Source organism: Phycisphaerales bacterium (assembly GCA_040221175.1).
GTDB lineage: Bacteria > Planctomycetota > Phycisphaerae > Phycisphaerales > UBA1924 > JAHCJI01.
The window spans coordinates 805,255-830,251 of record JAVJVK010000004.1 but is presented as its reverse complement, the minus strand read 5'-3'; the positions used below and the strand labels follow the sequence as shown (position 1 = coordinate 830,251).

24 protein-coding genes are annotated in these 24,997 nt (G+C 67.9%); 13 read left to right on the top strand and 11 right to left on the bottom strand.

Features of this window, described 5'->3' with window-relative positions; translation table 11 throughout:
• Positions 1-59: 59 nt before the first annotated feature.
• Together RIE32_05830 and RIE32_05825 are read left to right on the top strand one after the other, a co-directional pair.
• The gene (locus RIE32_05830; GenBank protein ID MEQ9095766.1) at positions 60-635 is read left to right on the top strand and encodes a sigma-70 family RNA polymerase sigma factor; all 576 of its coding nucleotides are present in this window, start codon (positions 60-62) and stop codon (positions 633-635) included.
• Positions 632-1,441 carry a hypothetical protein gene (locus RIE32_05825; GenBank protein MEQ9095765.1) on the top strand — a complete coding sequence of 270 codons (810 nt, stop codon included), beginning with the start codon at positions 632-634 and terminating at the stop codon, positions 1,439-1,441. Before RIE32_05830 ends, RIE32_05825 begins: the two co-directional genes overlap by 4 nt.
• A 47-nt stretch (positions 1,442-1,488) precedes the next feature.
• Here RIE32_05825 and RIE32_05820 read toward each other — a convergent pair whose 3' ends face one another.
• Both RIE32_05820 and RIE32_05815 read right to left on the bottom strand, forming a co-directional pair.
• Positions 1,489-3,348, bottom strand: a complete 1,860-nt coding sequence (locus RIE32_05820; protein MEQ9095764.1) for a hypothetical protein — start codon at positions 3,346-3,348, stop codon at positions 1,489-1,491.
• 9 nt (positions 3,349-3,357) lie between these two features.
• Positions 3,358-4,470 (bottom strand): hypothetical protein, encoded by a 1,113-nt coding sequence (locus RIE32_05815; GenBank protein ID MEQ9095763.1) that lies wholly within the window; start codon positions 4,468-4,470, stop codon positions 3,358-3,360.
• Positions 4,471-4,792: 322 nt separating this feature from the next.
• On the opposite strand from RIE32_05815, the gene RIE32_05810 reads away from it, so the two are divergent.
• Together RIE32_05810 and RIE32_05805 are read left to right on the top strand one after the other, a co-directional pair.
• Positions 4,793-5,254, top strand: a complete 462-nt coding sequence (locus RIE32_05810; protein MEQ9095762.1) for a hypothetical protein — start codon at positions 4,793-4,795, stop codon at positions 5,252-5,254.
• Positions 5,255-5,332: 78 nt separating this feature from the next.
• Positions 5,333-5,758 carry an EVE domain-containing protein gene (locus tag RIE32_05805; GenBank protein ID MEQ9095761.1) on the top strand — a complete coding sequence of 142 codons (426 nt, stop codon included), beginning with the start codon at positions 5,333-5,335 and terminating at the stop codon, positions 5,756-5,758.
• Here RIE32_05805 and RIE32_05800 read toward each other — a convergent pair.
• Positions 5,733-6,389 carry a MotA/TolQ/ExbB proton channel family protein gene (locus tag RIE32_05800; GenBank protein MEQ9095760.1) on the bottom strand — a complete coding sequence of 219 codons (657 nt, stop codon included), beginning with the start codon at positions 6,387-6,389 and terminating at the stop codon, positions 5,733-5,735. The genes RIE32_05805 and RIE32_05800 overlap by 26 nt on opposite strands.
• A gap of 45 nt (positions 6,390-6,434) precedes the next feature.
• On the opposite strand from RIE32_05800, the gene RIE32_05795 reads away from it, so the two are divergent.
• Together RIE32_05795 and dxs are read left to right on the top strand one after the other, a co-directional pair.
• Positions 6,435-7,361: a polyprenyl synthetase family protein gene (locus tag RIE32_05795; protein MEQ9095759.1), complete on the top strand. Its 927-nt coding sequence runs from the start codon at positions 6,435-6,437 to the stop codon at positions 7,359-7,361.
• Between the two features lie 141 nt (positions 7,362-7,502).
• The gene (dxs, locus tag RIE32_05790; GenBank protein MEQ9095758.1) at positions 7,503-9,470 is read left to right on the top strand and encodes a 1-deoxy-D-xylulose-5-phosphate synthase; all 1,968 of its coding nucleotides are present in this window, start codon (positions 7,503-7,505) and stop codon (positions 9,468-9,470) included.
• On the opposite strand, the gene RIE32_05785 is transcribed toward dxs, so the two are convergent.
• Positions 9,467-9,859: a hypothetical protein gene (locus RIE32_05785; GenBank protein MEQ9095757.1), complete on the bottom strand. Its 393-nt coding sequence runs from the start codon at positions 9,857-9,859 to the stop codon at positions 9,467-9,469. The two genes, dxs and RIE32_05785, sit on opposite strands and share 4 nt — an antisense overlap.
• Positions 9,860-10,079: 220 nt before the next feature.
• On the opposite strand from RIE32_05785, the gene RIE32_05780 reads away from it, so the two are divergent.
• Complete coding sequence (locus RIE32_05780; protein ID MEQ9095756.1) at positions 10,080-12,269, top strand: GC-type dockerin domain-anchored protein; 2,190 nt, start codon at positions 10,080-10,082, stop codon at positions 12,267-12,269.
• Positions 12,270-12,358: 89 nt separating this feature from the next.
• Here the strand turns inward: RIE32_05780 and RIE32_05775 are convergent, their stop codons facing one another.
• Positions 12,359-13,042 (bottom strand): MBL fold metallo-hydrolase, encoded by a 684-nt coding sequence (locus RIE32_05775; GenBank protein MEQ9095755.1) that lies wholly within the window; start codon positions 13,040-13,042, stop codon positions 12,359-12,361.
• A 111-nt stretch (positions 13,043-13,153) separates the two neighbouring features.
• On the opposite strand from RIE32_05775, the gene RIE32_05770 reads away from it, so the two are divergent.
• Positions 13,154-14,278: a hypothetical protein gene (locus RIE32_05770; GenBank protein MEQ9095754.1), complete on the top strand. Its 1,125-nt coding sequence runs from the start codon at positions 13,154-13,156 to the stop codon at positions 14,276-14,278.
• Here the strand turns inward: RIE32_05770 and RIE32_05765 are convergent.
• Positions 14,275-15,693 (bottom strand): hypothetical protein, encoded by a 1,419-nt coding sequence (locus RIE32_05765; GenBank protein MEQ9095753.1) that lies wholly within the window; start codon positions 15,691-15,693, stop codon positions 14,275-14,277. The two genes, RIE32_05770 and RIE32_05765, sit on opposite strands and share 4 nt — an antisense overlap.
• Before the next feature lie 65 nt (positions 15,694-15,758).
• Between RIE32_05765 and RIE32_05760 the strand changes: the two genes are divergently transcribed.
• The 5 genes from RIE32_05760 to RIE32_05740 all read left to right on the top strand — a co-directional run bounded on the left by RIE32_05760 (position 15,759) and on the right by RIE32_05740 (position 19,508).
• Positions 15,759-16,481, top strand: coding sequence for a gamma-glutamyl-gamma-aminobutyrate hydrolase family protein (locus tag RIE32_05760; protein ID MEQ9095752.1), 723 nt, complete (start codon positions 15,759-15,761; stop codon positions 16,479-16,481).
• 52 nt (positions 16,482-16,533) lie between these two features.
• Positions 16,534-17,562: an aminoglycoside phosphotransferase family protein gene (locus tag RIE32_05755; GenBank protein ID MEQ9095751.1), complete on the top strand. Its 1,029-nt coding sequence runs from the start codon at positions 16,534-16,536 to the stop codon at positions 17,560-17,562.
• 105 nt (positions 17,563-17,667) lie between these two features.
• A complete protein-coding gene (locus RIE32_05750; GenBank protein ID MEQ9095750.1) occupies positions 17,668-17,898 on the top strand; it encodes a hypothetical protein in 231 nt (76 codons plus the stop codon).
• Between the two features lie 9 nt (positions 17,899-17,907).
• Positions 17,908-18,459, top strand: a complete 552-nt coding sequence (locus RIE32_05745) for a FabA/FabZ family ACP-dehydratase (GenBank protein MEQ9095749.1) — start codon at positions 17,908-17,910, stop codon at positions 18,457-18,459.
• Between the two features lie 41 nt (positions 18,460-18,500).
• Entirely contained in the window at positions 18,501-19,508 is a 1,008-nt protein-coding gene (locus tag RIE32_05740) for a class I mannose-6-phosphate isomerase (GenBank protein MEQ9095748.1), read from the top strand.
• A gap of 6 nt (positions 19,509-19,514) precedes the next feature.
• On the opposite strand, the gene RIE32_05735 is transcribed toward RIE32_05740, so the two are convergent.
• The 5 genes from RIE32_05735 to sppA all read right to left on the bottom strand — a co-directional run bounded on the left by RIE32_05735 (position 19,515) and on the right by sppA (position 24,990).
• Positions 19,515-20,858, bottom strand: a complete 1,344-nt coding sequence (locus RIE32_05735) for a GGDEF domain-containing protein (protein MEQ9095747.1) — start codon at positions 20,856-20,858, stop codon at positions 19,515-19,517.
• Positions 20,859-20,869: 11 nt separating this feature from the next.
• Complete coding sequence (locus RIE32_05730) at positions 20,870-21,418, bottom strand: hypothetical protein (GenBank protein ID MEQ9095746.1); 549 nt, start codon at positions 21,416-21,418, stop codon at positions 20,870-20,872.
• Between the two features lie 50 nt (positions 21,419-21,468).
• Positions 21,469-22,608: a UDP-N-acetylglucosamine--N-acetylmuramyl-(pentapeptide) pyrophosphoryl-undecaprenol N-acetylglucosamine transferase gene (locus RIE32_05725; GenBank protein MEQ9095745.1), complete on the bottom strand. Its 1,140-nt coding sequence runs from the start codon at positions 22,606-22,608 to the stop codon at positions 21,469-21,471.
• Positions 22,605-23,918 carry an FtsW/RodA/SpoVE family cell cycle protein gene (locus RIE32_05720; GenBank protein ID MEQ9095744.1) on the bottom strand — a complete coding sequence of 438 codons (1,314 nt, stop codon included), beginning with the start codon at positions 23,916-23,918 and terminating at the stop codon, positions 22,605-22,607. The genes RIE32_05725 and RIE32_05720 overlap by 4 nt, the downstream gene beginning before the upstream one ends.
• 64 nt (positions 23,919-23,982) lie before the next feature.
• Positions 23,983-24,990 (bottom strand): signal peptide peptidase SppA, encoded by a 1,008-nt coding sequence (gene sppA / locus RIE32_05715; GenBank protein ID MEQ9095743.1) that lies wholly within the window; start codon positions 24,988-24,990, stop codon positions 23,983-23,985.
• Positions 24,991-24,997 lie beyond the last annotated feature (7 nt).

The following is a 24,997-nucleotide window of genomic DNA, read 5'->3' as shown; positions in this document are numbered from 1 at the left end:
TGGGACATCGGCTGGCATAACTGGCGGTTCCGACGGACCTGTGTGGTGGCAGGTGGGCTATGACCAAGCATCCTCGAAATCCCAAGGCAGACCTCGACCTCATGCAACGCGTGGCAGCGGGGGAGGAATCGGCCATCGGCGACCTCTACGACCGCTTCGGCTCGCTCGTGTACCGCATGGCTTATCAGACCATGCCCACTCGGGCAGACGCCGAGGATGCCGTCCAGGAGATCTTCGTTCGCTTGTGGAAGACCGCCGATCGGTACGACCCCAAGCGGGCAGCCCTGGTCACGTGGGTCATGCTGCTGAGCCGGCGGCACCTTGTGGATCGGCTCCGCCGCAGCCAGGCTCGCCTGAAGACGACGGCTTTTGGCGAGTCGGCAGGGCAACTCCCCGGAGGCGGGTCAGGGGAAATGACCGGTCTCGAGCAACACGAGCGTTATAAAGACGTTCTGGAACTCGTAAAGACTCTGCCCGAACTGCAACAGAGGGTGGTGATCCGTGCGTATCTAGGGGGGCAGACGCTCCGACAGATCGGCGAGGAACTGGACACGCCAATCGGAACCGTGAAATCCGCCCTCAGCCGGGCATTGGTTCGTCTGCGAGAGAGAGCCGTCGAGGAAGCCGCAACATGAACACGATCGATCTCATCGAACTGGCCGTCCTCGACGCTTTGGGTATGCTCGACGAAGCCGAGTCGGCCGCATTCGATGCGGCATTCAAGGCGGCGCCGCCGGCCACGCAGGAGCGCGTGCTGAGCGAACAGGCTCGCCTGGCGAACCTCCAGGGCTTACTCCCCGACGTCATGCCGGCGGACGACCTGCGCGATCGCGTGCTCTCGGCCGTGCGCGAGGCCATGCTGGCCGACGCCATCGCCAAGGCCGCCGAGGCCGATGATGCCGAGAACCCCTTGAGCATCCGCAAGAGCCGCGGCGTGTCGCGCTTCTGGCGCGTTGGAGCGATTGCCTCGGCAGCCGCTGCGGTTGCCTTCGGCGTCGCGTTCGGTCACTCTTCCCTGCGGTACAACGACCTGAACGAGCGATTCGAGAGCAACCTGGCCCTCGAGGGCGCCATCGGCGCCTACGGGGCCGAAGCTTTCGATATCCTGTTCAACCGCGACGCGGTGGTCAACGTCGACTTCATGCCGGTCGATCCTTCTTCGCAGATCCTCGTATCGATGGAGTATCTGGACGAGAAGGGGCTGGCCCTGCTGCACTGCGGCCATCTGCCGGCTGCCGAGAACGTTGAGTACGGCCTGGTGGTCCTGAGTACGAATGGCCAGATCGGCAAGACGCTGCGCCAGTTTGCCTCGGCCGGAAAGCTCTCGACCCAGCGGATCGAGAACCTCGCCCTCGAGAATGGCATGCGGCTGGCTTTGGTCAGCGTCGACTTGGCCAGTGGCAGCAAGCAGATCATGGCGACCACCACGATCAATCTCTAACCTCGAACGCAGCCTGGCAGCCGGTCGTGAAGACTGAAGGGGCCGTATCAGCCGATGCTGATGCGGCCTTCGCTTTGTTCGCCCATGTCGTCTAAGTCGGTGTGGCCCTCAGCCGCGGCCTGCCGACGCACGGATGCGAGCCGACGAGACACCGCCCCGCCCATGAGCGCGCTGACGAGCACGAGGCCTGCGAAGATGCCGCCGGCGTACAGCGGTCGTTCGTTGGTCAGGGGTCGACCATCGGCCTGGGCGTCCTTCGCGATGACGCTGGGCAGCCCGTCGGGGCGACGTTCGCGGGCCGAATTGGCCTGGCCCACCAGTGCGATGGCCAGGGTCTCGGCAACGCGTCGTGACCGATCCGCTCCCTGCTCGCGAACCTCGAGCATCAACTCGCCGTCGCGGCCCGAGGCCCAGCCGACCGACGATTCCACGAACGACTTTACCGAGACGGCGTCGCCCAGGTCCAGAAGGCCACGCTGACGCATGCGCTCGGCCGCGAACTCGTAGAACCGCGGATCGTCGAGCAGGCTCTCGTGGAACGCTTGCCAGCCCGCCAGGTCCTCGGCGAGAGCCTCGCGACCGCGGGCGTCGTGCCCGATGGTCACGCTCGATGCATAGGTCGGCGTGACGAATTCGCCCGAGGCAACCCAACTGACGCCCGCCAGCACGACGATCGCGGCAGCTACGCCCGCCATGCCCATGCCCAGACGGGCCACGGCCGCAAGCGGTCCCGAGGCCTTTGGCGGCTTCGGGCTGGGTTCGCGAGCGGCTTCAGGTGAGCCGGACGCTTGCTGGGCGAGCGCGGCGGAGCGCTGCCGCAGCAACTCGCTGGCCTTGGCGATCTTGGCGTGCTCCTGGCGGAGCGTTTGACGCACGAAGCGAAGGCGTCGCTGGCGGCGCTGCATGTGGGCGCTGTCGGGGTCGCTCGGTTCGGCCGGGTTCGTCGAGCGCGCGACATCCAGCTGCTCGCGCAGGTCGGCGATGATGCCCGCGGCATCGCGAAGCTTCTGTCGCGTTTCATTGAGCTCGCGCTCGATGGCCTCGTCAACACCCGGCGCTTCGGTCGTCGCCTGGGCTTCATTGATCTCGGACTTCGCACGCTCGAGTTCGGACTCCAGCTGCTTCACGCGTGACCGCAGCAGGTCGGTCTGCCGTGTCTGCTCGGCCAGCCATTGCTTCTGCTGCTGGAGATCGGAGCTGTCGCCCGAGAGCTTCTCCTGGCGTTCGGCGGCCTGGCGACTGAGTTCGGCCAGCTTGCGATCCTGCTCCTTCAGTTGCTCGGCACGCGCATCGAGGCCCTTGCTGCGCGATTCAATCTCGCGAACGCGGTCCGCAAGCACCGACGCCTGTTCGTCGAGATCCCTTTGACGCTCGTCGAGTTCGCGGGCTGTGGCCTCGAGCGCGGCACGGTCTTCGGCGACGTCCTGGACCTGCTGGCTTGCGTCTTCGGCCAGTTGCTCGATCCGCGAGCGCTCGGCCTCGAACGCGTCACGCTCGGCCTGCAGTTCCTCGCGAGTCTGGTCGAGCTCGGCTCGCTGCTGGGTCAGCTCCGCGCGAACTGCATCGTGGCGAGCCTTGGCCTCTTCGAACGAGGTGCGTGCGGCTTCTTCGCGCCGGTCGAGTTCCGCGAACCGTGCTTCCGCGGCGGAAACCGCTTCGGCGTGGGCACGCTGGTGCTCGGCGAGTTCTTCGCGGGCGGCTTCGAGCTGGCGGGCGTGCTCGCGCACGGCTTGGCTACGGGCTTCGAGTTCCTCGCGCTCCCGCTCGCGGTCGGCGTGGGCGGCGCGCAGTCGATCGAGGCGACGCTCGATGTCGCTCATGACCCCGCGGATATCCTCGGTCAGCCCCGCAGACTGAGGATGCTGCGTTCGTTCTTCTGCGCCATGTCCCATGTCGGTGTCGCCCATGTGTATGCCTCAATTCACCAGCCGGATCTCGGGCCGCCGCCGGGCGCTGACCGGCAACGCCATCGAACTGATCGCCAGGGGCGTACGCGGGTCGAGCCTCCTCGCACGCTCGGCTCGGTCGCTCACCGCAAGCCGGCGTCCGAGCTCGCGCAGCTTCTCGTCGCACGTGGCCTGGTCCTGGGCCAGCCGATCCGCCTCGGCTGCCATTCGTCGTTCGCGTTCGAGGACCCGTGCCTCGCGGGATTCCAGTTCGTGGGTCGTGCGTGCCAGCCGTTGCTCGTGCAGGAGGTTTTCGCGGCTGAGTTCCTCGACGCGGTGCTCCAACTGAGCGATGCGAGCTCGCGCGGCCTCCAGGCCCGCTCGGGCCTCGGCGCGGTCGCGCTCGGCCTGTTCTGCGCGCTCGCGGCTCTCGCGAACTTCCAGCCGGCCTTCGCGCACCTCGTTGTTCAGCTCTCGCACCCTGTCGGCCAGGCCGCAGGCGTCCCGCAACTGCTCGAGCAGTTCGAGCGATGCCTGATCTCGCTTGGCCAGGTGCGCTTCCATGGCCGACGAATGTTTGGCCGTGAGTGAGGCCTGATCTTCGATCAGCCTGCGGAGCTCCTGCACCCTTCCGTGCTCGGCCTGAACCGACGAGGCACGCTCATCCAAGTCCTTCTGCGCCAGTTCGCACGCAGCTTCCCGCGTGGCCAGTTCATCGGCCCGAGCTTCCAGTTCCTGCGCGGCACGCTGGGCGTGCGCGTCGACGGCGGCCGTCAGTCGTTCATCGATGCGGGCTCGGCGCCGCCGGAGGCGGTCGGCCAGCAAACGCCTGCGGTCGGACAGACGCGCTTCGGCGGCGACCACTTCGTCCGCCAGACTGCGAAGCTCGGCCGCTCGGCGATCGATCTCGATCTGCCGCTTCATGGCGATCTGGATCGTTCGGTCGATCTCGGCTTGCCTATGCGTCAACTCGCGGGCATGCTGTGCAGTGGTCTGCTCGCATCGCTCGACCAGGGCGCTCAGTTCCTGCTCGATGGAGGCAAGCACGTTCTCCACGTCGGCTTCTTCGGAGCCGTCCATGGTGCCACCGTCCCCCAGTTCGGAGGTCTGCTCGACGCTGTGCTGGTCTTCGTACTTGGGCATCGCTGTTCTTCTGCCGGTTGCTCCGACGCTGTGTCTGAGCAGACATCGACCGGTTGAGCGAGCCACTGCACGCCGAGTGGGTGCCTGTGTCGCCAAAACTATCCGGATCGAAAGTTATCAGACGTACACCCGACTGGCTCCGAGCGCGAATTAGGGATAATGCCCATTGCCTGAGGGAACAAGTCAGGCCGATTGGAGTATCGTGGTGATAAGAAGCCGGCGGCGTCGGGCCGCGCGGTGGATACGCTTGGGGGCACACCCACCAACACATGAGCTCGCCCGCGCTATACCCGCGGCCCTGCGAGCACCGAGGAGGCAGCAGATGAAGCGCACCGGTTCGACCACCAGCATCGTGATCGCGACGATCGCCGGCCTTTCCGTTCTCGGCGTGGCCGGGTATCGGATGATGTCGGGCGATTGTTCCTCCTGCGCCATCACCGGCGCTGAGGTGACCACCACCGCCGTTGCCGCCGAGGGTGACTCCTGCTGCGCCCTCATGGAAGGCGCCAAGTCGACCGAGGCCACCCTCGTGTCAACGGGCGAGGCCGCCACCGACGGCTGCTGCGCCGAAGAGAAAGTCGCGGGCAGCTGCGAGACCGGCGCCAGCTGCGAGACCTCGTGCTCGAGCGACGCCGCCCAGGTCGAGATGATCTCGACCGAGGCCGGTGAGGCCGCTGCCGACGCCTGCGGCGATGCCTGCGCGGGCGATGCCTGCGGCAAGGACGCCGAGGCCTGCTGCGGCAAGTGCGAGGCCGGCAAGGAACTGGCCAAGGCTCCCCAGTAAGCCGGACGCTTCATCCAGGAATCAACGACAACCGCGTGCCCCCGGGCGTGCGGTTGTTTTCATTGGCTATCCTCGATCATGGCAACATGGCTGATCAAGACCGAGCCGGGCGACTACTCGTGGGACGACATGGTGCGCGATAAGCGCACGGCGTGGACGGGCGTGGCCAACAACGCCGCGCGCATGCACATGCGCGCCGTCAAGAAGGGCGATGAGGCGTTCTTCTACCACACCGGCAACGACAAAGCCGTCATGGGCCTGGTCAAGGTCGCCACCGATCCGTACGAAGACCCAGAGGAGCCGGGCCTGAACGGCAAGGGCGAGATGAAGGCGCCGCTCTTCGACGTCACCGTCGGCAAGAAGGCAAAGACGCCCGTGACGCTCAAGGACATCAAGGCCGACGAGCGATTCAAGGACTTCGACCTGGTGCGTCAGTCGAGGCTGAGCGTCATGCCCGTGCCCGCCAAGCTCGACAAGATCATCCGCCAGTGGGCGGGTCTTTGAGCGACTCGGAACCCCTGCGGCTCGAGCCCTCCATCGCCGAGGCCGCCAGCAGTTCGAGCCGCGTGAGCGCCCGATCGGCGAGGCCCTTGAAGATCGCGTAGGGGAACAACGCGGCGACGGCGATCGCCAGGCCGAACGCCGTGGTGTACAGGGCCTGGGCAATGCCGCCAGTGACCAGGCGAGGGTCTCCGTCGCCCGCCTCGCCGATGGCCGCAAAGCTCGTGATGATGCCCGTAACAGTGCCGAGGATGCCCAGCATGGGTGCGGCAGTGATAATGATGCTCAGTGCGCTCTGGAATCGCTCGACCGCGTAACGCTGGTTCTCGATGGCTTCGCGGGCCTGGGCCTCGCCGATGATGCCCGATGCGTCCTCGCTCAGCTCCCTGGATAGCCTCGAATAAGGGTCGCGACGCTCGGCCGTGTTCTTGATTACGTCGGAAAACGCTCCCTTGCGGAGCTTGCCAGCCAGCGCGGTGGTTCGGGACCGCACGGCTGGTCCGGTCAATCGCAACCAGAACAGCACACGCTCGAAGACGATCGTCAGGCCGAGCACGCTGACCAGGGCGAGGGGGTACATGACCCACCCGCCAACCTCGAACCAATGCCTGATGCCGTTTGCGAGGGCTTCCACTGATGTGCTCCGGCTTCGATCGGGCTGTGATCGTACCGTTGTCCCATGTCCGGCGAGCCCACGGCCCAATCAACTAGTGCCCCCGCGCTCGAGAGCCGGGTGCGGGCGCTCGTGGCCGATCTGGCAGAACTGGTCGAGTCCGAGATCGCCGAGATCATCGATCAGGCGTGCCAGAGCCAGATCATGCGCGATGGCGCCCGCTACGCGGCGCTGGGCGGCGGCAAGCGTCTGAGGCCCGCCCTCACGCTGCTCTGCGCCCGGGCATGCGGCGGACAGGATCAAGCCGCGTTGCCGGCCGCGGCGGCCGTCGAATTCGTCCATGCGTTCAGCCTCGTGCACGATGATCTTCCCTGCATGGACGACGACGACCTGCGGCGTGGCCGACCCACCCTGCACGTGCACGCGGGCGAGGCCGTGGCGCTCCTGGCCGGCGATGCGATGCTCAATGCCGCATACTGGGCGCTCGCCCGACGCGTGCCGGACGCCCCGGTTTCGGCCCGGTTGATCGGCGAATTGGCAGAGGCCTCTGCCCGCATGATCGACGGACAGACCCTGGACTCATTGGGCGGGTTCGGCGCCGACGCGACGGAGCCCGAGCAACGCCTCCGGCTGATCCATCGCTGGAAGACCGGCGCCCTGCTGCAGGTGGCGTGTCGCATGGGCGCAATCAGCGCCGGCAGCAACGAGCGCTCGCTCGAAGCCATCACCCGATATGCCCAATCGGTGGGCCTGATGTTCCAAGTGGTCGATGATCTGATCGATGTCGAGCAATCCACCGAACAGGCGGGCAAGCGTACGGGTAAGGATGCCGATGCCGGGAAGCTGACCTTCCCGGGCGTGCTGGGGGTCGACGCATCGCGGAACGAAGTTGCCAGGCTGTTGGAGGCGAGCCTGTCCGCCCTGGAGCCCCTGGGCGAGGCGGGGCAACATTTGGCAGACGTGGCTCGCGTGTTGGCCAGCCGAACGCGATGAAGTCGATGATGCCCGCGTTCTCGGGCCGGGGGTTGGCCCTGATATTTTCAAGAATCATTGAAAACTATTGGGATTCCGCCTAAGAAATGCAGTTGGGGATTCGGCTTCGTGGCCGATCCGGATCGGGATGGGAGGCTTCGCATGGCACTGCTGGACACGCTGACCGGGCCCGAGCAACTCCGCTCGATGTCCATTGACCAGCTCGAGCAGCTCGCCGGCGAGATCCGGGCGGCGATCTGCGAGCAGGTCTCTCGCACCGGCGGGCACCTGGCGCCCAACCTGGGCGTGGTCGAGTTGACCATCGCCATGCACCGCGTGTTCGACTTCGGCTGGGATCGGTTGCTCTTCGACGTTGGCCATCAGTGCTACCCGCACAAGCTGCTGACCGGCCGCCTGCCAATGCTGAGCAAGCTCCGCACCCGTGAAGGCATGGCCGGCTTTCCCGAGCCCGATGAAAGCAAGTACGACCTCTTCCGCGTCGGCCACGCCGGCACGGGCATCTCCACGGCCGTCGGAATGGCGCGCGGCGACGCGCTCAATGGCGAGGCGTACGACTCGAAGACCCGCAAGGACGGCCGCCGCGTCGTCACGATCATCGGCGACTCGTCGATCGTCAACGGCGTCGCGATGGAAGGGCTCAACAACGCCGGCACGCTCAAGCGGCAGATGCTCGTCGTGCTCAACGACAACGGCATGTCCATCGCCGGCCCGCAGGGCGCGCTCGCCCAGCACTTCGACCGCGTTCGCGTCAGCCACACCTACACGGGCCTGAAACGCACCGGCAAGGAACTGCTCAAGGGCATCCCCGGCGGTGAGGCGTTGCGCGATGCATACCACCGCATGGGCGAGGCCGCCAAAGCAATGGTCGGCGACGGCGCGCCCGAGAACACCTGGTTCGAGCATTTCGGCCTGCTCACCGTCGGCCCGATCGACGGCCACCACCTGCCCACGCTCATCGAATTCCTTGAGGCCGTCAAGGACCTCGATCGCCCGTGCGTGCTGCACGTCAAGACCGTCAAGGGCAAGGGCTTTGCCTTCAGCGAGGGCGACGCGCGGACGTTCCACTCGCCCAAGCCCTTCGCGGCGGAGGACGGCGGGCAGATCCAGAGCGAGGGCTGCCGAGTCGTCGTCAAGAGCGGCGGGCGCAGCTTCACCAGCGCGTTCGGCGATGCGCTCGTCGACCTCATGGAACGCGACGAAGCGGTCGTCGCCTGCACGGCCGCCATGCCCGACGGCACCGGCGTGACCGAGGCGATGGAGAGGTTCCCAGAGCGCGTGTGGGACACGGGCATCTGCGAGAGCCACGCGCTGGACATGATGGCTGGCCTGGCCAAAACCGGCTCCAAGCCGTTCTTCGCGGTCTACAGCACGTTCCTGCAGCGGGCCTACGACCAGGCGTTCCAGGAGGCCTCGCTCCAGGGCCTGCCGGTGCGGCTGTGCCTCGATCGCGCGGGGCTGGTTGGTGGCGATGGAGCGGTGCATCACGGCTTTGCCGATGTTTCGCTCCTGCGCACGCTGCCGGACGCCGCGATCATGGCGGCTATTGATGAGCCAAGCTTGCGCGCGTCGCTCGAGTTCATGCGCGAGTACGACCGCGGGCTGTCGAGCGTGCGCTACCCGCGAGACGACGTGTCGGATCGATTCGCGAGCGTGTGCCCGCCCTTCGAGTTGGGCAAGGCGCGCCTGCTCACGGACAAGACAGACAAGCCCGACGCGGCCATCCTCGCCTTCGGTGTGCCCGCCCTGGCATGCGTCGACGTCGCCGAGCGCGTCGCTTCCGAACTGAACATCGGCGTCTACGACGCCCGCTTCGCCAAGCCCGTCGACCGCTCGCTGATTGCCGAGTTGGTCGAGGCCGGCGTGCCCATCCTGACCGTCGAGGAGCACACCCTCCACGGCGGCTTCGGCAGCGCCGTGCTCGAGGCGATCGAGGAGATGGGCCTGAAGAACGCTATCGTCCGTCGGCACGGCATGCCCGACCGCTGGATCAAGCAGGACAGCCGCAAGGCCCAGCTTGCCGAGGTTGGGCTGGACGCGGCGGGGATCGAGAAGCAGGTGCGGGCGTTGCTGGCGCACGAGAGCCGCCAGGTCGAGCACGTCCAGGCCTAAGCCGGGCCGCGTCGATCGATCAGCTCCCACCCACACTCAACACACTTCCCCTGCCCGTCCACCTCCCCCGTGTGCCCGCACGCCGGGCAGCCGGGATCCGGCATGGCGATGGCAAAGCGGCTTAAAGGGCGTGCGAGCAGCACCAGGGCGACGCCAACAAGGGTCGCGGCGATGCCCGCGGCGAGCATGTGCTCTTCGCCCACGCCCATGTGCGCGTTCCAGCCCAGCGCGACGTCGCCCTGCGTCAGCCCGAACACCACGCGGTTGATGCACAAGTACAGGCCTCGGGCGAGCACGGCAACCCCGACGAGACGAAGCACCCAGAGGGTGGCGGTTCTGAGAACTCGGACGCGGCCGACCATGGCGGCCTGTGACGAATCGAGTGCCATGCCTGCGTTACCGGGCCGCGCACGCGGGGTTGCCGTGCGGAGAGCGGTGCTTGGCGCGTCTGCGGTCTGAAACGTCGGTCGCGGGGGCGGTGTAGCCCCATCCACGTGGCGGGTGTCCCCGGGGAGCGCTCGACGTGAGATTCGGGGTTTCCCGACTATCGTCCCCGATCCAAGGCTCGGGCTTCCAAGGGCCCAGCGAAGATCCAGGAGTGGACCGATCATGGCGTTTGATGCTGTTTCTCGAGGCGTTCGTCGCGGCGGCGTGGCCGCGGCGGTTCTTGCGTGCGTGTGCGGCAGCGTGCTGAGCGCTACCGCTCCGGCGTTGGCCCAGGCCGACCCACTGCAGCAGTTCGATGTGGCCAACCGACTCGACAGCGGCCCGCTGGGGCTCCCCGGGCAGCCGGGGATGGGTGCTGAGGAGCAGGTCGTGTTCTCGACCACGATGACGGCTCCGGGCGCCGGCTGGAGCCGCGTTCGCTTCGATGCCGAGTCGACCGTGCTGCCCGACAACATGCGCCTTCGCATCACCAGCCTGAAGGACAGGCACGACCAGCACCTCAACAGCCACACCATCAAGCAGTGGAAGCACAAGACGGCCTACTTCAACGGCGACACCCTGCTCGTGGAAGTGCTGGCCACCCCGGGTGAGGGCGTGGGTCGCGTGGTCATCAACGGCCTGACCGCCGGCAGCGGCTTCACCCAGGGCGCGGGCTTCGACAGCATCTGCGGCTCGGTTGACGACCGCGAACTCTCGAGCGACCCGCGCAACGCCCGCCTGCTGCCCGTGGGCTGCACGGCGTGGATCATCGACGACTGTGCCAAGTGCTTCATTACCGCCGGCCACTGCACGTTCAGCGCCGACGTCGTCGAGTTCAACGTTCCGCTGAGCACCACCAGCGGCTCCATCGTCATGGCGGCGCCCGAAGACCAGTACCCCGTCGATGACGACTCGATGCAGTCCAACGGCGGCCTTGGCATTGGCAACGACTGGGCCTACTTCGGCACCTTCCCCAACAGCGACACCGGCCTGACCGCAGGCCAGGCGCAGGGCGAGTTCTACCGCCTTGCGCCGGCGGCGCCCACCTCGGCGGGTGATATCCGCATCACCGGCTACGGCAGCACGTTCGGCACCGGCGCGCCGCTCTCGTGGAACCAGGTCCAGAAGACCCACCTGGGCCCGTTCGTCCGCAAGGATGGCTACGGCATCTCATACCAGACCGACACCACCGGCGGCAACTCGGGCTCACCGGTGATCGAAGAGGCGACCGGACTGGCCATCGGCGTGCACACGCACGCTGGCTGCAGCACCACCAGTGGCAACAACGGCACGGCGATCGATCGCCCCGAGTTCCAGGACGCTCTGGCCAATCCGCAAGGCGTCTGCTGCCCGCCCATCCGCGGCATCGAAATCTCGTTGCCCGATCTCGACCTGGTCGACCCCGGTTCGCCCCAGAGCTTTGCCGTCACGATCATTGAAGTCGACGGCCCGCTCGACCCCGGCTCGGCCGAGCTGTTCTACAGCGTCGACGGTGGCGCATTTGCCAGTTCGCTGCTCGTCCCGCTGGGCGGCGACCAGTTCGAGGCGACGTTCCCGGCGCTCGACTGTGGTTCCATCGTCGAGTATTACGTCCGTGCGACGTCCGATGGCCGCGAGACCATCGAGCCATTTGGTGCGCCCGGCGTCAGCTACGACGCGTTGGCCGCCACCGCCGTGGTCACCGCGGTCGACCAGGACTTCCAGTCCGCCCCGGGCTGGTCGGTCGATGGCGTCGTCCTGGACGGCGGCTGGGAGCTGGGCGTGCCCGATGGATTCCGCGGCGCCGCCTCGGGCGACTTCGATGGCTCGGGCAACGCCTACGTCACCGGCTCGGATCGCGGCGAAGACCTCGACGGCGGACCGACCACGCTCACCTCGCCGGTCTTTGACCTCAGCGGCGTGCCGAGCAACGCCGTGCTGAGCTACGCCCGCTGGTTCTCCAACGACGACCAGCGCGCCGGACTGGGCGACCAGGACCGCCTGGTGGTCGAGATCTCCGACGACGCCGGCGGCCGATGGATCGAGCTCGAGCGCGTCGATCACTCGATGGGTGGCGACGCCTGGACGCACATGCGGTGGAACCTGACCGACCACATCAGCCTCACCTCGCAGGTGCAGGTTCGCTTTACCGTGTCCGACAGCCCCAACGACTCGGTCATGGAGGCCGCCATCGATGCCCTGCGCATCGAGGGTTTGGAGTGTGGTGATTGCCGCGTCGACATGGACGGCGACGGAGACCTGACCATCTTCGACTTCCTCGCGTTCCAGTCGGCCTTCGCCAGCGGCGACCCGGCCGCGGACTTCGACGGCGATGGAAGCCTGACCCTGTTCGACTTCCTGGCGTTCCAGAGCGAGTTCGATACCGGCTGTTAATTCAACGGCCGCACAAGCGTCCCCTCCTTGGAGCAAACCGGGGTCGGCCTTTGGGTCGGCCCCGGTTTGTGATTGGGACGGCCGCTCGCTCAGCCTTCGCGCCGAACGAACGGGTTGTGCGCCCGCTCCTGGCCGATCGTGGTCGGCGGGCCGTGCCCGGGCAGGCACAAGCAGGCGGCATCGAGGCCGTAGAGTTCTCGGCGGATGCTCTGGGCGAGTTGGTCGAAGTCGCCGCCGGGCAGGTCGGTGCGTCCGATGCTTCCCGAGAACAGGGTGTCGCCGACGATGGCCAGCGAGCCGCCAGGCGCGATGAACACGCAGCCGCCGGGGCTGTGGCCCGGCGTATGCCGCACGCTCCACGACTCCGAGCCGACCGAGACCTCGTCGCCGTGTGCGAGCAGGCGCGATGGCTCGGGCCCGCTATAGGGCATGCCGAAGCCGGCGCTGAGGTTGAGCGCCGGATCGGCGATCCACTCCCGCTCGGCTTCATGGATCAATACGGGCGCATCGGCGAATGCCTTGGTCACCTCGGGCAGGCCCAGGATGTGATCGGCGTGGGCGTGCGTGAGCAGGATGGCGTCGATTGAGAACCCGTGTTCACGTACCAGATCGATCACCGGCTGCGGCCCCAGGCCCGGATCGATGATCCAGGCATGCGAGCCATCGGGCGTGTACACGTACGCATTGGTCTCGAACGGTCCGAGGCTGGCCGTCCAGAGTGCAGCCTCCTTGTTCATGTCCTGTATGCGTCCGGAAATGTCGATCTTCTCCATGCCGCAGTGTACTCCCGCGTCGATCGGGCACCCGGGCTGCATCAACCTGGCGGATCGGCCGTTATAGTGGAGAGAGCCGAGGATGCGTCGCGACGGCAAGGAGAGCCGCTCATGAACCAGCAGCAACCCGAATCTTCCCAGACCACCCTCGATTCGCTCGAGCCGGCGATCCCGCGTTCTCGCCCCAGCAGGTGGCCCATGGCGTTGGTCCTGCTGAGCCACGGGTTCGTCTTCGTGCTCGGGCTCGCGGCCGTCGTGCTGTGGGCGCTGCGTCCAGCCGCGGCCGCGAGCGCAGCTGGCATCGATCTCCAGGCGATTCTTTCGGGCGACCCCCAAACGACGCTGACGCCCGGCGAGGCAGCAACCACCGCCGGCCTGCTCGTTCCCGAGAGCATGGGCGTTGCGGGCCTGCTGGCCATGGTGCTTGCCGTCGTGCTTGCGCCGGCGTCGGTTGGGCTGGTGTACCTGGTGCGAGATGTTCGCCAGACCCGCAGCGACCTGCAATCAGCGACGCTGGCGCTGCGCTCGCTGGGCGAGCAGGCGGCGCTGAGCGACGACGCCCGGCGCGTGCTGCATCGCTCGCGCGAGCGCACCTTGCTGCGTCGAGCCATCGAAGAGGACATCGCCGCCGAAGATTGGGACGCCGCGCTCGTGCTGTCGGGCGAGCTTGCCGATCGCTTCGGCTACCGGCAGGACGCCGAGAACTTCCGTCGCCGCATCGACCGATCACGGCGCGCCACGCTCGAGCGCCAGCTCAACAACGCGATGAGCCAGCTCGAAGATCTCGTGCTGCATCGGCAATGGGAAGAAGCCCAGCGCGAAGCGGTGCGCATTGCACGGACGTTCCCAGACGCCCCCAGGGCCCAGGCGGCTCCCGAGCGGGTCGAGCGAGAAGTCGAGCGATTCAAGGTCGACCTGGAACGACAATTCCTCGAAGCAGCAGAAGACGAACGCGTCGAAGAAGCGATGGAGTTGCTCAAGCGACTCGACCAGCACCTGACCGAGGACGAAGCGGCGCCCTTCAGGGAGGTCGCCCGGGGCGTCATTGGCAAGGCTCGCAACAACCTGGGGGCCAAGTTCAAGCTGGCGGTGCGCGACAAGCGATGGGTCGAAGCGGCCAATCACGGCGAGCGCATCATCGCCGAGTTTCCCAATAGTAAGATGGCCGCCGAAGTACGCGAATTGCTCGACGGCATCCGCGAGCGCGCCGCGAAGATGGTCTCCAGCGGGTACTAGCCGCCGCTTGATGGATCAGCGTCTGGTTCGCTGAGCACCATTGCTGCGCGGGCCGTGGCTGTGCTCGCGGCATCGGTGTACTCGCGCGTCACGCCGTCGCCGATGACCAGCGCGCCCGACGCTCCGCTGGGCGTCTGGACGACCCGCAGAACAAGGCCGCCGGGGGGCGTCAGTGGTTCACCAGCGATGGTCGCCGCAGTGATGGTGACGGGGCGTGAGGCGCTTCCGGTGGGCGTCGGGGCGTCGGTCAGTTCTACGCCCGTCATCGTCGTCGTAGTGAGAAGCGCAGCCAACGCGTCGAGCGCGGCGGCTCGCTCAGCTGCGAGGTCGCGGCCCTGCTCGCTCCATCCCGAGGCCGTGCGCTCGTACGTACGTTCATCCAGCGTGAGGCGCGCAATCATCGACGCGTCGCCGTCCAAGGCCGTGGGCGCCACGTACCCACGGGGCTCGAGCGTCACGTTCTGTAAAGGTTCCAGATCGACGGCGACGTGGGTGGCGCCCAGGTACTCGACCGCGGCTCCAGCGGTTCGATACGCCTGCTCGCGGGAGACGCCCACCAGCGTCAATCGACCGCCCGTGTCGGCCGGTCCGTGCAGCGTGAGCGTCAAGCGTTCTGTGATGCGCACGGGCCGGGTGGGATCGTCTCCCGGCTCGCTGCGATCGGCCTCGATGGTGATGGTCACCGGATCCTGCGCCTGGACCGCCGGCGGCGCGGGCTCGTCGAAGCGTTCGACCCGAAGCCGGGCAATCGCCTGAAGAAGGGACTCGATGCCCTGCTCGTTCGCGCGCGTCGCCACCGGCGCGCGCAGCGACCACCGGCCATCAACGCGGGCGAGTTCAAGGCGGGAGGAACCCCGCGCCAGTTCCAGGCGTGCCGGGCGTCCGGGCAAGGCGCCCAGCAGGCCCGCATTACGCCAGGCCGGCAGCCCGGTCTCGACGAACGCCTCGTACAGGGGTTCGTCGATGGCAAACCGCTGGAGCACGCCGTCGGCATCGATGCGGTCGACGATCCGCCGGCCACCGACCACCGGCTCGCGCAGGCCCAGAGACATCGTCCGGCCACGGGCGTCTTTGATAGTAAGCGTCATGGCTACCGGGGCTGACTGGGGTTCGTCGACCGGGCGTCCTTGCAAGTCTGCGAGGATGCGGGCGGCGGCGCGGGCACGCCCGTCTTCCACGGCCCATGGTGGACCGTCGGGGCTGACCAGTTGCCAGCCCGTCAGCACGCGTTCGATGCGGGCGCCCTCGCCGGCCGCGCCGCGGGTCTCGAACGAGACGATGGACGCCGCGTCGACATCCAGCACCGACTGGGGCTGGAGCGCCGTGCTTGCCGATGGTGGTCGCAGCAGCCAGGTGGAGGCGACCACGATCGCGATGGCGGCCGACAGGGCAATGATCACCGGCTTCGTGGACATCGGCGCAGCATACTCCGCTGCCCCGGGCGCGGGGCACGAACGCACCATCGGCACGGAGGCCGACCATGGGCCACTCACGCCAGCTCGCCAGACCGCTCATCGGCATCGCCGGCGACGTCGACGTGGCGCCAAGCTCCGATCCCGCCGCCCCGCCGGCCCTCCGGTCCTGCTGCCGCATGACCTACATCGACGCGGTCGTCGCCGCGGGCGGGCTTCCGATCGTCCTCCCGCCGGTCATCGGGCAGATTCCCGAACAACTGGGCATGGTCGACGGACTGCTCCTGATCGGTGGCGACGATCCTCGCACGGAGCCTTTCGGCGAGCCGACCGACCCGCGGGTGACGCCGGTCATCGAACTGCGCCAGTCCTACGACGCCGCCCTGATCCAGGCGCTTGACGATCGGCCCGATGTGCCCGTGCTGGGCGTGTGCTACGGCATGCAGATGATGGCGCTCCTGGCCGGCGGGCGTCTCGACCAGCACCTGCCCGACACGCTGGGCCAGGCCTGGTCGCTCCATTGGCGGCGTCCACATGGGATCGAGGCGAAGGAAGGTGCGCCGGCATGGATTTCGGCAAGCCCCGATAACCCACTGAGCCGTCACCGCCAGGCGGTCGCAGACGCGGGTTCGCTGTCGGTTGCTGGGGTCGCTCCCGATGGGATCATCGAGGCGGTGCACAACCCGGAGAGGTCTTTCTACGTAGGAGTGCAGTGGCATCCCGAATTGAGCGGAAACGGAGCGCTCGGTTTGGGCGTGTACAGTGTGTTCGTCCGGGCGTGCCGGGGTTAGGACGGCCCCGCTGGCGCGACGCGGACCAGGGCAAGGGAGGCGCCACCAGGCGATGGCCGATCCGCAGCCCAATGCGACCGCCCTGGACACCAGCGATCCGCTGGCGCTCGGGGCGATGCTGGCCCCGGTGGTAAAACAGGCCGCCGGCGACAACCTCGGTGACATCGAATGGTTCAGGACCAGCTGGCAGCGCGGCGGCGCGGCCACGGGCTTCTCCACGTGGACCCTCGAAGACGGGTCGGTCGTGCCCTGCATGGTGAAGGTGCCCGTGGGCCCGGTCGAGCGACGATGGGCGGCCGCGCTGGGTGATTGCTGGAAGCAAGGCTGGACGGCGCCCGACTGTGTCGCACTATCGACCCCACGCGTGCTGGCCTCGGCCGACCACTTGGGCGCGTACGACCTTTGCTGGCTGGTCGTCGAGCGATTCGAGGGGGGCACGGTTGCCACGCACTTCGATGAGCACGGCCTGCGTGCATTGATCGATGCGGCCTGCGACTTCCAGATTCGTGCTGAGCGGAGGTTCCAGCCCACTGGGCGGCCAATCGAGCCCGATTGGGCGCACGCCCACGATCAGGCTCGGCAGATGGCCCACGAGAACACCATCCCAGACGCCCAGCACTGGAACAACGCGCTCAAGCACGCCAGAAAGCTCCTGCCCGAAGCGATGGCGATGTGGAGGGCGCGGCCCGTCAACGCGTGGCTGCATGGCGATCTCCATCCGGCCAACGCCATGTGGCGGCAACCCTCCAACAACGTTCACGGCCACAACGGCCAGCGGTGCGCCCTGATAGACCTGGGCATGGTGCACCCCGGGCATTGGGCCGAGGACGGCCTGTATCTGGAGCGACAGTTCTGGGGCCGCACAGAGCGGTTGTGCGGGCTCAAGCCGGTTTCGATGATCGCCCGGGCCCGGCGTGAGGCGGGTTTGCCCGTGGAGGACGAGTATGCCCGGCTGCTCCAGAGCAAGCGGCTCATCGCTTCGGCGGCGGCCCCGGCAAACCTGGAGCACGAGGGAGATGCGATCTATCTGAGCGGGGCCCTGGCCGTGCTGGAGCGATCTGTGCGGGCTTTGGGTGGCTAGACTGGGGCGAGGCCGGCCGCTGTTTGGTCGATTTTTGCGGTTTGGGGGCCCTCTTGGGCCCTCAGGGCGGCTCAACGCTTGCCCCGGCCACCGGGGATGGGAAGTATGACAGCCGGCCCGCAGGGCCGACGCATTCCGGGCACCACGTGGGAGACCAGGTCGATGCAGCAATACGAGCAAATGAAGCAGATCCTTGATTCCATCGCCGAAGACATGGACAAGGTCAAGGCGGGCAACAAGGCCGCGGGCACCCGCGTTCGCACGGCAATGCAGGACATCAAGAACCTGGCACAGGAACTCCGCAAGGAAGTCCTGGAGTTGCGCAAGCAGGACTGAACTCCCCCCATGCCGACGGTATCGAGCGACACACCGGCCACCGGCCCCACCAATACGCCCGCGGGCGCGAAGGGGCTGTTGTTCCCGTTGACCGGGATCGATCTTGGCGCGCACGTGCTCGATACGGCTGGTGTCGAACGCGTGCTGCCCCATCGCGGGCAGATGCGACTGATTGATCGCTTGGTTTGGCACAACGAGGGCTACACCAAGGCCGTCGCCGCGCGCTCGGTTGCCGACGACGAATTCTGGGTGGCCGGGCACTTCCCTGGCAAGCCGATGTTCCCCGGCGTGCTCCAGATCGAGGCTGGCGCTCAGTTGGCGTGCTTCATGTTCCTCATCCGCCAGAAGGATCCGTTCCTGGCCGCGTTCCTGCGGATCGAGAACGCCGCCTTCCGTTCGATGGTCGCCCCCGGCGACGAGCTCTACGTGCTCGGAGAAGAGATCAAGTTCGGCCGCCGTCGCTTCACGGCCAACGTGCAGGGCGTGGTCCAGAATCGCGTCGCGTTCGAGGCCACCGTCTCGGGCATGGCCATCGATCCCGTCGCCGAACAGGGCGGCTGACGGGCGTCGTGGCGGCCGCCATCCCACAACCACGACCGTTCGTGCTCGAGCCCAGGCTTTTCGAGAAGGTCTGGGGCGGTCGGCGTCTTGCCACGCTGGGCAAGGATGTTCCCCAGGGCGGGAGCATCGGCGAGAGTTGGGAACTGGCCGACCTTGATACCACCAGCGCATCGGGGGCCGGTGGCGCGGGCGTGTCCTCGACGATTGCTCGAGGCGCCTTGGCCGGGCAGACGATTCGTGATGCCGTCCGGCTGTGGGGGAGCGACCTGCTCGGTTTGGCGGCGCCCATCGAGGGTCGATTTCCGCTGCTGGTCAAGTACCTGGACGCTCGGGAGGATCTTTCGATCCAGGTGCATCCCAGCCCGCAGTATGCAGCCGCGCACGCCGATGCACACGTCAAGACCGAGTGCTGGTACGTTGTGGAAGCCGACGAGCACGCGCGCATCCTGAAGGGCCTGATGCCCGATGCATCGCCCGAGGCCGTGCGCCGCGCGGCCGAGCAGGGCGGCGACGTCCCCGCATTGCTGCACAGTGCCCCGTCGCGCGTGGGAGACCTGCACGTGTTGCCCACCGGCACGATCCACGCGCTTGGTGCGGGAACGATGGTTGCCGAGGTGCAGACGCCAAGCGACACCACGTTTCGCGTCTATGACTGGGCTCGCGAGCACGGGCGAGCCGGACGCGAGTTGCACCTCGATCAGGCCGTCGAGTGCATCCTTGGCGGGCCTCCACCGGCCACCAGGCGGCTGGGTCCGGACGAGGAAGCCGGCCGCTTGTGCGAGTTGGACGCCTTCTCGATCGACGAGGCGCGGCCGCACGGGGGCGACGAGATCCCGTTGGCCTTCGACGGTCGGTGTCAGGTGCTCATGCTGATCAGCGGCGTGGGCGAGGTCGTGGTCGACGGCGACGACGATGCATGCCTTCCGGTGCATGCCGGCCACACGATTGTCGTCCCGGCCGCCTGTGCCGACCACGTGTCGTTCGTGTGCGATCCTGCGGCCCCAATGGGGCACACCCGGTTGCTGCGTGTGGGCGTCGGGCGGGCCTGAGCGCGCTCAGTCGCTCGACGGGCCCAGTTCGATGGCGTTCTTGCCCTGGTGCTTGCTTTCCATGGCGCGTTGATCGGCCGCGCGCACGAGCGAGGCGCCGTCCAGGCCGTCCCATGGGAAGGTCGCCAGCCCGCCGGAGATCGTCAGTCGGCCCGGCGCGTCTTCGCCCAGCTTGGGAAATCGCTTGGCGGCCACCTGCTGCTGGAAGCGTTTGGCAACCCCCACGACCGATCGCGGGTGGCGGCTGGTCGGCTCTCGAGGGCCGGAGGGATCATCGAAGATGACGGCGAACTCGTCGCCGCCGATGCGGCAAACCTTGTCCGTCGGGCGGATGACGCTCTGGAGCAGTTGGACGACTTCCCGCAGGATCTCGTCTCCCGCGTCGTGGCCGTGCTCGTCGTTGTACTGCTTGAAGTCGTCGATGTCGAAGACGAGCACGGACAGGTCGCGGCGGGCCTCGCCGGCGGCCTGGATCGCCTTGGCAAGCGTCGCGTCGAAGTGGCGGCGGTTCCAGGCCCCGGTCAGCGGGTCGGTGTTCGCCTCGACCGCCAGGGTGCGCTGGCGAGCTTCCAAGCGCAGCCAGCCCGACAGCCACTCGGCCGCATCGGTCAACTGCTCACCCGTGGCCCGCGGCCCGACCAGCACTTGACCTTCCAGCCCCGGCAGGAGCGCCCGGCCCGGCCCGGCGTCCCGGCCCGAGGCATCTTCCAGCGTGAGCGGCACGCCAAGGCGACGCGAGGCGATCTCAACTGCGGCGGGAGCGATCGGGTTGCCCTCCAGCATCAATTCGACCAGGTGCCGGTCGTCGGCCGGCACGGGCCTGGCGGGTGGCGCCGGTGGCTCGGGGGCGTGCACTTCGACCGCACGCCCGGCTGGAGGCGAATCGGGCGTTGCGGCTCGTGCGGCACGCTGGCCGTGGAGCAGCACGCGGGAGGAGAAGGCCGGGTCATCGATGTCCAGCCATCCGTCGAAGGTGTCTTCGCCTTGTTCCTGGCCCTCATCGTGCAGCGGTCGGCCGACGGCCAGAACGCGCACGTTCGGATCGAGCCTGCGGAGCGCCTCGACCAGTTTGCGGGCTCGCAGCAGCGTGGGGTCCGCGTCGATAGCCTCGCCCAGGACCACGACCTGCTCGCCCGATTGGTCGTGCCGCTGGCGGCTCCAGGCCGAGACCTCGCCCAGCGCGTCCATACCGCTGCGCACGCGCACCATCTCGGTGGTGGCGGGCGCGGCCAGCACGCCGTCGAGCCCGGTCCGACCCACCAGCACGATGCGCGCAGGTCCGTCGGTCCGGTTGCCGTTGGCGGCCGTGCCGTGCTGGGATGTTCCGTTGCTCGCCACGTCGGCTCCCATGATTCGCCCGCTTATCGACCCGAACGCTCCGACCGGTCGGCCAGGAGCATGCTCAACTCTTCCTCGCTCAGGATCGACGAGGCGGTGGGCTCGTCCTCTTCGGGCTGGGGTCGGGGCTGGGCATTCGTTTGAGGAGTTTGCGGCCGGTTCCCTGCCGTGCGAGCGGGCCGTGACTCCTCTTCTTGTGTTCGCACGAACACGGTGGCCAGTTCGTGTCTCTGGGCTGCGGCAAGCACCGGCTGGGCGTCAGGATCGAACCTCCACACCGCCACGGGCCCGGTAAAGCGGGCGAGGGCATCGACGACAAGGCCCGATAAGTCGAGCTTGGTCGGGTGAACCAGTACCAGCACGGCCGACCGTGGCCCGCCGCCGGCCCGTCGCCGCAGCAGGATCTCGGTCATGGCCGAGTAGCCGTCCTGCACGCCCACCCACGCCAGGTTCCGCCGCTGGAGCGAGGCAAGCAGTTCGCGTGGGGGATGCTCGCCCGGGGGTGTCCACAGCACGCAGCAGGGGTCGATGCCCGAGAGCGAGCGTGCTCCATCTTGTCCGTTCTGCCCCATCGGCGCAAGTATACCAGAGTTCGTCGCTGCACCCTCTCGTTTACGGGCTCTCAGCAGCGAATGGCGTACTGGGACAACTCGCGGGCGCACGCGGCCGCCCCGTCCTGGCGGGGCAGGCGTTGCAGCGCCTGCGACATCGCTTCTCGCTTCTGAGCAGAGGCAAGCAGGTCCAGCAGCGTTGGGGCGACGGCTTGGAGATTGGCCTCGGGCGCAATGCGGTCTTCCAGCAGTACGGCGCCGCCGGCGTCGGCCAGAGGGCTCGCATTGGCGGCCTGATGCTCGTCGCGGTGATAGGGATAGGGCAGGAAGACGGCCGGCACGCCGTTGGCGTGGGCCTCGGCAACCGTGCCGGCGCCGCTGCGGCAGAGCGCCAGGTCGCTCGCGCCCCACGCCGGCCCGATCGGGCTCAGCCGGTCGAGGACGCGTGCGTGGATGCCGGCGGTCTCGTATGAGGCGCGAGCTTCGTCAGCCGCCTGAACCGATCCGGCCAGGTGGAGCACCTGCCAGGCTTTCAGATCGTTGGCGTGTTGAACGCACAACTCGCGCATGAATTCGTTGATCGAAGTTGCGCCCTGGCTGCCTCCCATGACCAGCAGCGTGGCCAGGCTCGGATCGAGGCCCAGCATGCGACGGCACTCGGGCCTGGCCGCCGGCGCGGTGGCTCGCCGGCCCACGATTGGGCCGATGGCGCGCCAGCCGGCGGGCGCCTCGGCCTGGGCCACCAGCTTCGCTTTCGCAAGCCGCCCAACGAACCGATTGGCCTTGCCGATGCGCACGTCCAGGCTCACGAGAATCAGGGGCACGCGTTCGGCTCGAGCGGCCATGGCAGCGGGGGCCGAGACGTATCCACCCGTGGACAACGCAACGACGGTCTGGCTCGACGCCTTGAGTTCGCGCAGCGCACGACGGCCGTCGCGGACGGCCTGTCCCCAGGCGCGCAGGAAGGCAAGAAGCGCCCGTGGCTTGGGAGAGGGTGGCCGGGCGTGGAGCGCCACGCGTTGCGCGGGCTCGTGGAACACCAACTGGCCCGCCAGCGTTTGCTCGTCCGCGGTGCGGTCGCCGGTCAGGAACACGGCCTTGGCGTCTGGATGCAGTGGCTCCATGGCGTCTGCGATTGCCAGGGAGGGGTAGATGTGCCCTCCGCTCCCGCCGCCCAGGAACGCAATGCCGATGGACGCCCGGGGGCTCAAACCGGCGCCTCGGTCGCTCCCAACCGGGTGAACAGGGTCTGCTGGCGGCCGGGCTCATGGTCCGGCTGGGGCGCCTCGGCTGTCGCGGGTGCGCGCGCGGCCTGGCGGCGGTCGAGGGCGATCAGGATGCCCAGCGAAGCGCCGGTGAGCACCCAGCCGGTTCCGCCTGCGCTGACGAGGGGCAGGGCGATGCCCTTGGTTGGCCCAAGGCCTGTGACGACGGCCAAATTCATGATGGCCTGGAGCGACACCGTGGCGGTGATGCCCAACGCGATGAGCTGGCAGGCGGCGCCCTTCTCGTGGCGAACCACGCCGATGCACGCCCAGGTCAGCAGCGCGAACACGCCCACGACGCCAGCAGCGCCGAGCACGCCGAGCTCTTCGCAGATGATCGCAAAGAGGAAGTCCGTGGTGTCTTCGGGCAGGTAGCCCAGCTTGTGCAGCCCGTTGCCCAGGCCGCGACCGGTCAATTCCCCGCCGGAAATGGCCGCCAGGCTCTGGATCATGTGGTAGCCCGTGTCAGCTGGATCGGCCCATGGGTCGAGGAAGCTTGTGATGCGTTCCATTCGATAAGGGCTGGTGCGGACGGCCTGCACGGACGCGGCCAGGGCGACCGCGGCCAGCACGCCCACGTGCCACCAGCGGATGCCAGCGGCCAGGAGCACGACGCCGCAGGCAGCGCCGATGAGCACCGCGGTGCCCAGGTCTTCACGCATGATCAGGCCGCAGACAAGCGCGATGGCCACCCCGGCTGGCAGCAGCCCCTTGAGGATGGTGCCGATGGCCGGCCCGCGGGCGGCGGCGAAGACCGCGATCGCCGCGGGGAGGGCCCACTTGGCGAGTTCGCTTGGCTGCCAGCTGAACTGGCCGACGACCGGCAGGCTCAGCTCGACCCATCGCTTGGCGCCCTTGGCCTCCCGGCTGAGGCCGGGGACGTAGACCAGAACCAGGACGATCACGATCAGCAGCACGGCGACTGCCAGCCAGACACCTGGCCGTCTTGCCTCGCCCAGTGCATCGACCCGGTCGAGGAATGCGCCCGGCATGGCTGCGCAGGCGAGCGTTGCGAGCAGCGCGAGCCCCGCGTAGACGGCGGCCCGGGAAGCGGCCATGTCGCCCATCGCTTCGGTGAACGTCGGATCAACGGGTTCGGGCGGGTCCGGAACGACCAGCAGCGCGGCGCCCTGGCTGAAGTCCAATGGCTCGGGGGTTGGGATGGGGTTTACGCGTGTATCGGCCGAGCGCACCATGACCAAGCCGACGCCCAGCAGCGTCAGCACGCAGATCAGGATGGTCCAGCCCGGGCGCACGTCTCAAGAAGACGTATCGGATGGCCGTCGCTTGCCGGTGCAAAAGCGGGCGAACGCACGGTCCCTAGGGAACCCATACGTAGTAGCCCACGCCCGGACGCAACCCGAGTGCGCCCGCCGAGAGCGCCGAGCCCTCGACGCGGAGCAGGCTGACCGAGTTGTCAGCCATGAACGGCGCGGGCGTTGCGGAGGTGGCGTAGGCGGTTCGAGGCGCGTTTCCCCGCGGGCCGTACCGAATGAGAATGGCACGCTCGACGCCAGCCTGTTCCATTGCTTTGGCCATGGCTTCGCGTACGCCGCCCAGGCTATCGACCAGACCGATGGCCGCGGCGGTGTCTCCGGTCATGACCCGGCCATCGGTGGCGGTGGGAACTTCCTCGGGCAGCAGGCCGGGCCTGCGGCGGAGCACGAGCGAGAGGAACCGCGCGTAATACTCGCCGACGATGCCGCGCAGGATGTCGTAGTGCTGTTCCTGGACGGGCGCGAGCGGGTTGGCTAAGTCCTTGTTGGGGCCGCTGGTTACGAACAGCGTTCGGATGCCCAGCCTGCCGAGTCCTTCGCTTGCGTTGAAGCTCGGAATGAGCACGCCGATGGATCCGGTGAGGGTTGTGGGCTCGGCCATGATGTGGTCGCCGGCCAGCGCCAGGTAGTAGCCGCCGCTGGTGGCGACCTCGCCCATGGACACGATGACGGGCTTGCCGGTCCGCCGCGCAAAGGCGCGGACTTCCCGGTAGGCGGTCTCGCTTCCGGCGACGGTGCCGCCGGGGGAATCAATGCGCAGGAGGACCGCCCTGACGCGCTCGTCGTCGGCGGCGAGCTTGAGGTGGGCCACGAGGTCATCAATGGGAGCGCTGCTCTCGCCCAGCAGTCCGGTAGTGGGGGTGTCGGTGATGAGCCCTCGGACGACCACCATGGCCACTCGGTCGCTGGCCTTGCCGGGGCCCTGGCCCATCTCGAGCACCTGGGAGGCTACGACCTGGTCGTTGGCGGGGCCCAAGCGGACGGTGAGGCCCAAGGGGCTGCAGCCGGCGAGCAGGAGGAACGAGCAGGCAAGGGCGAGGAGCGCTTTCATGGCAGGA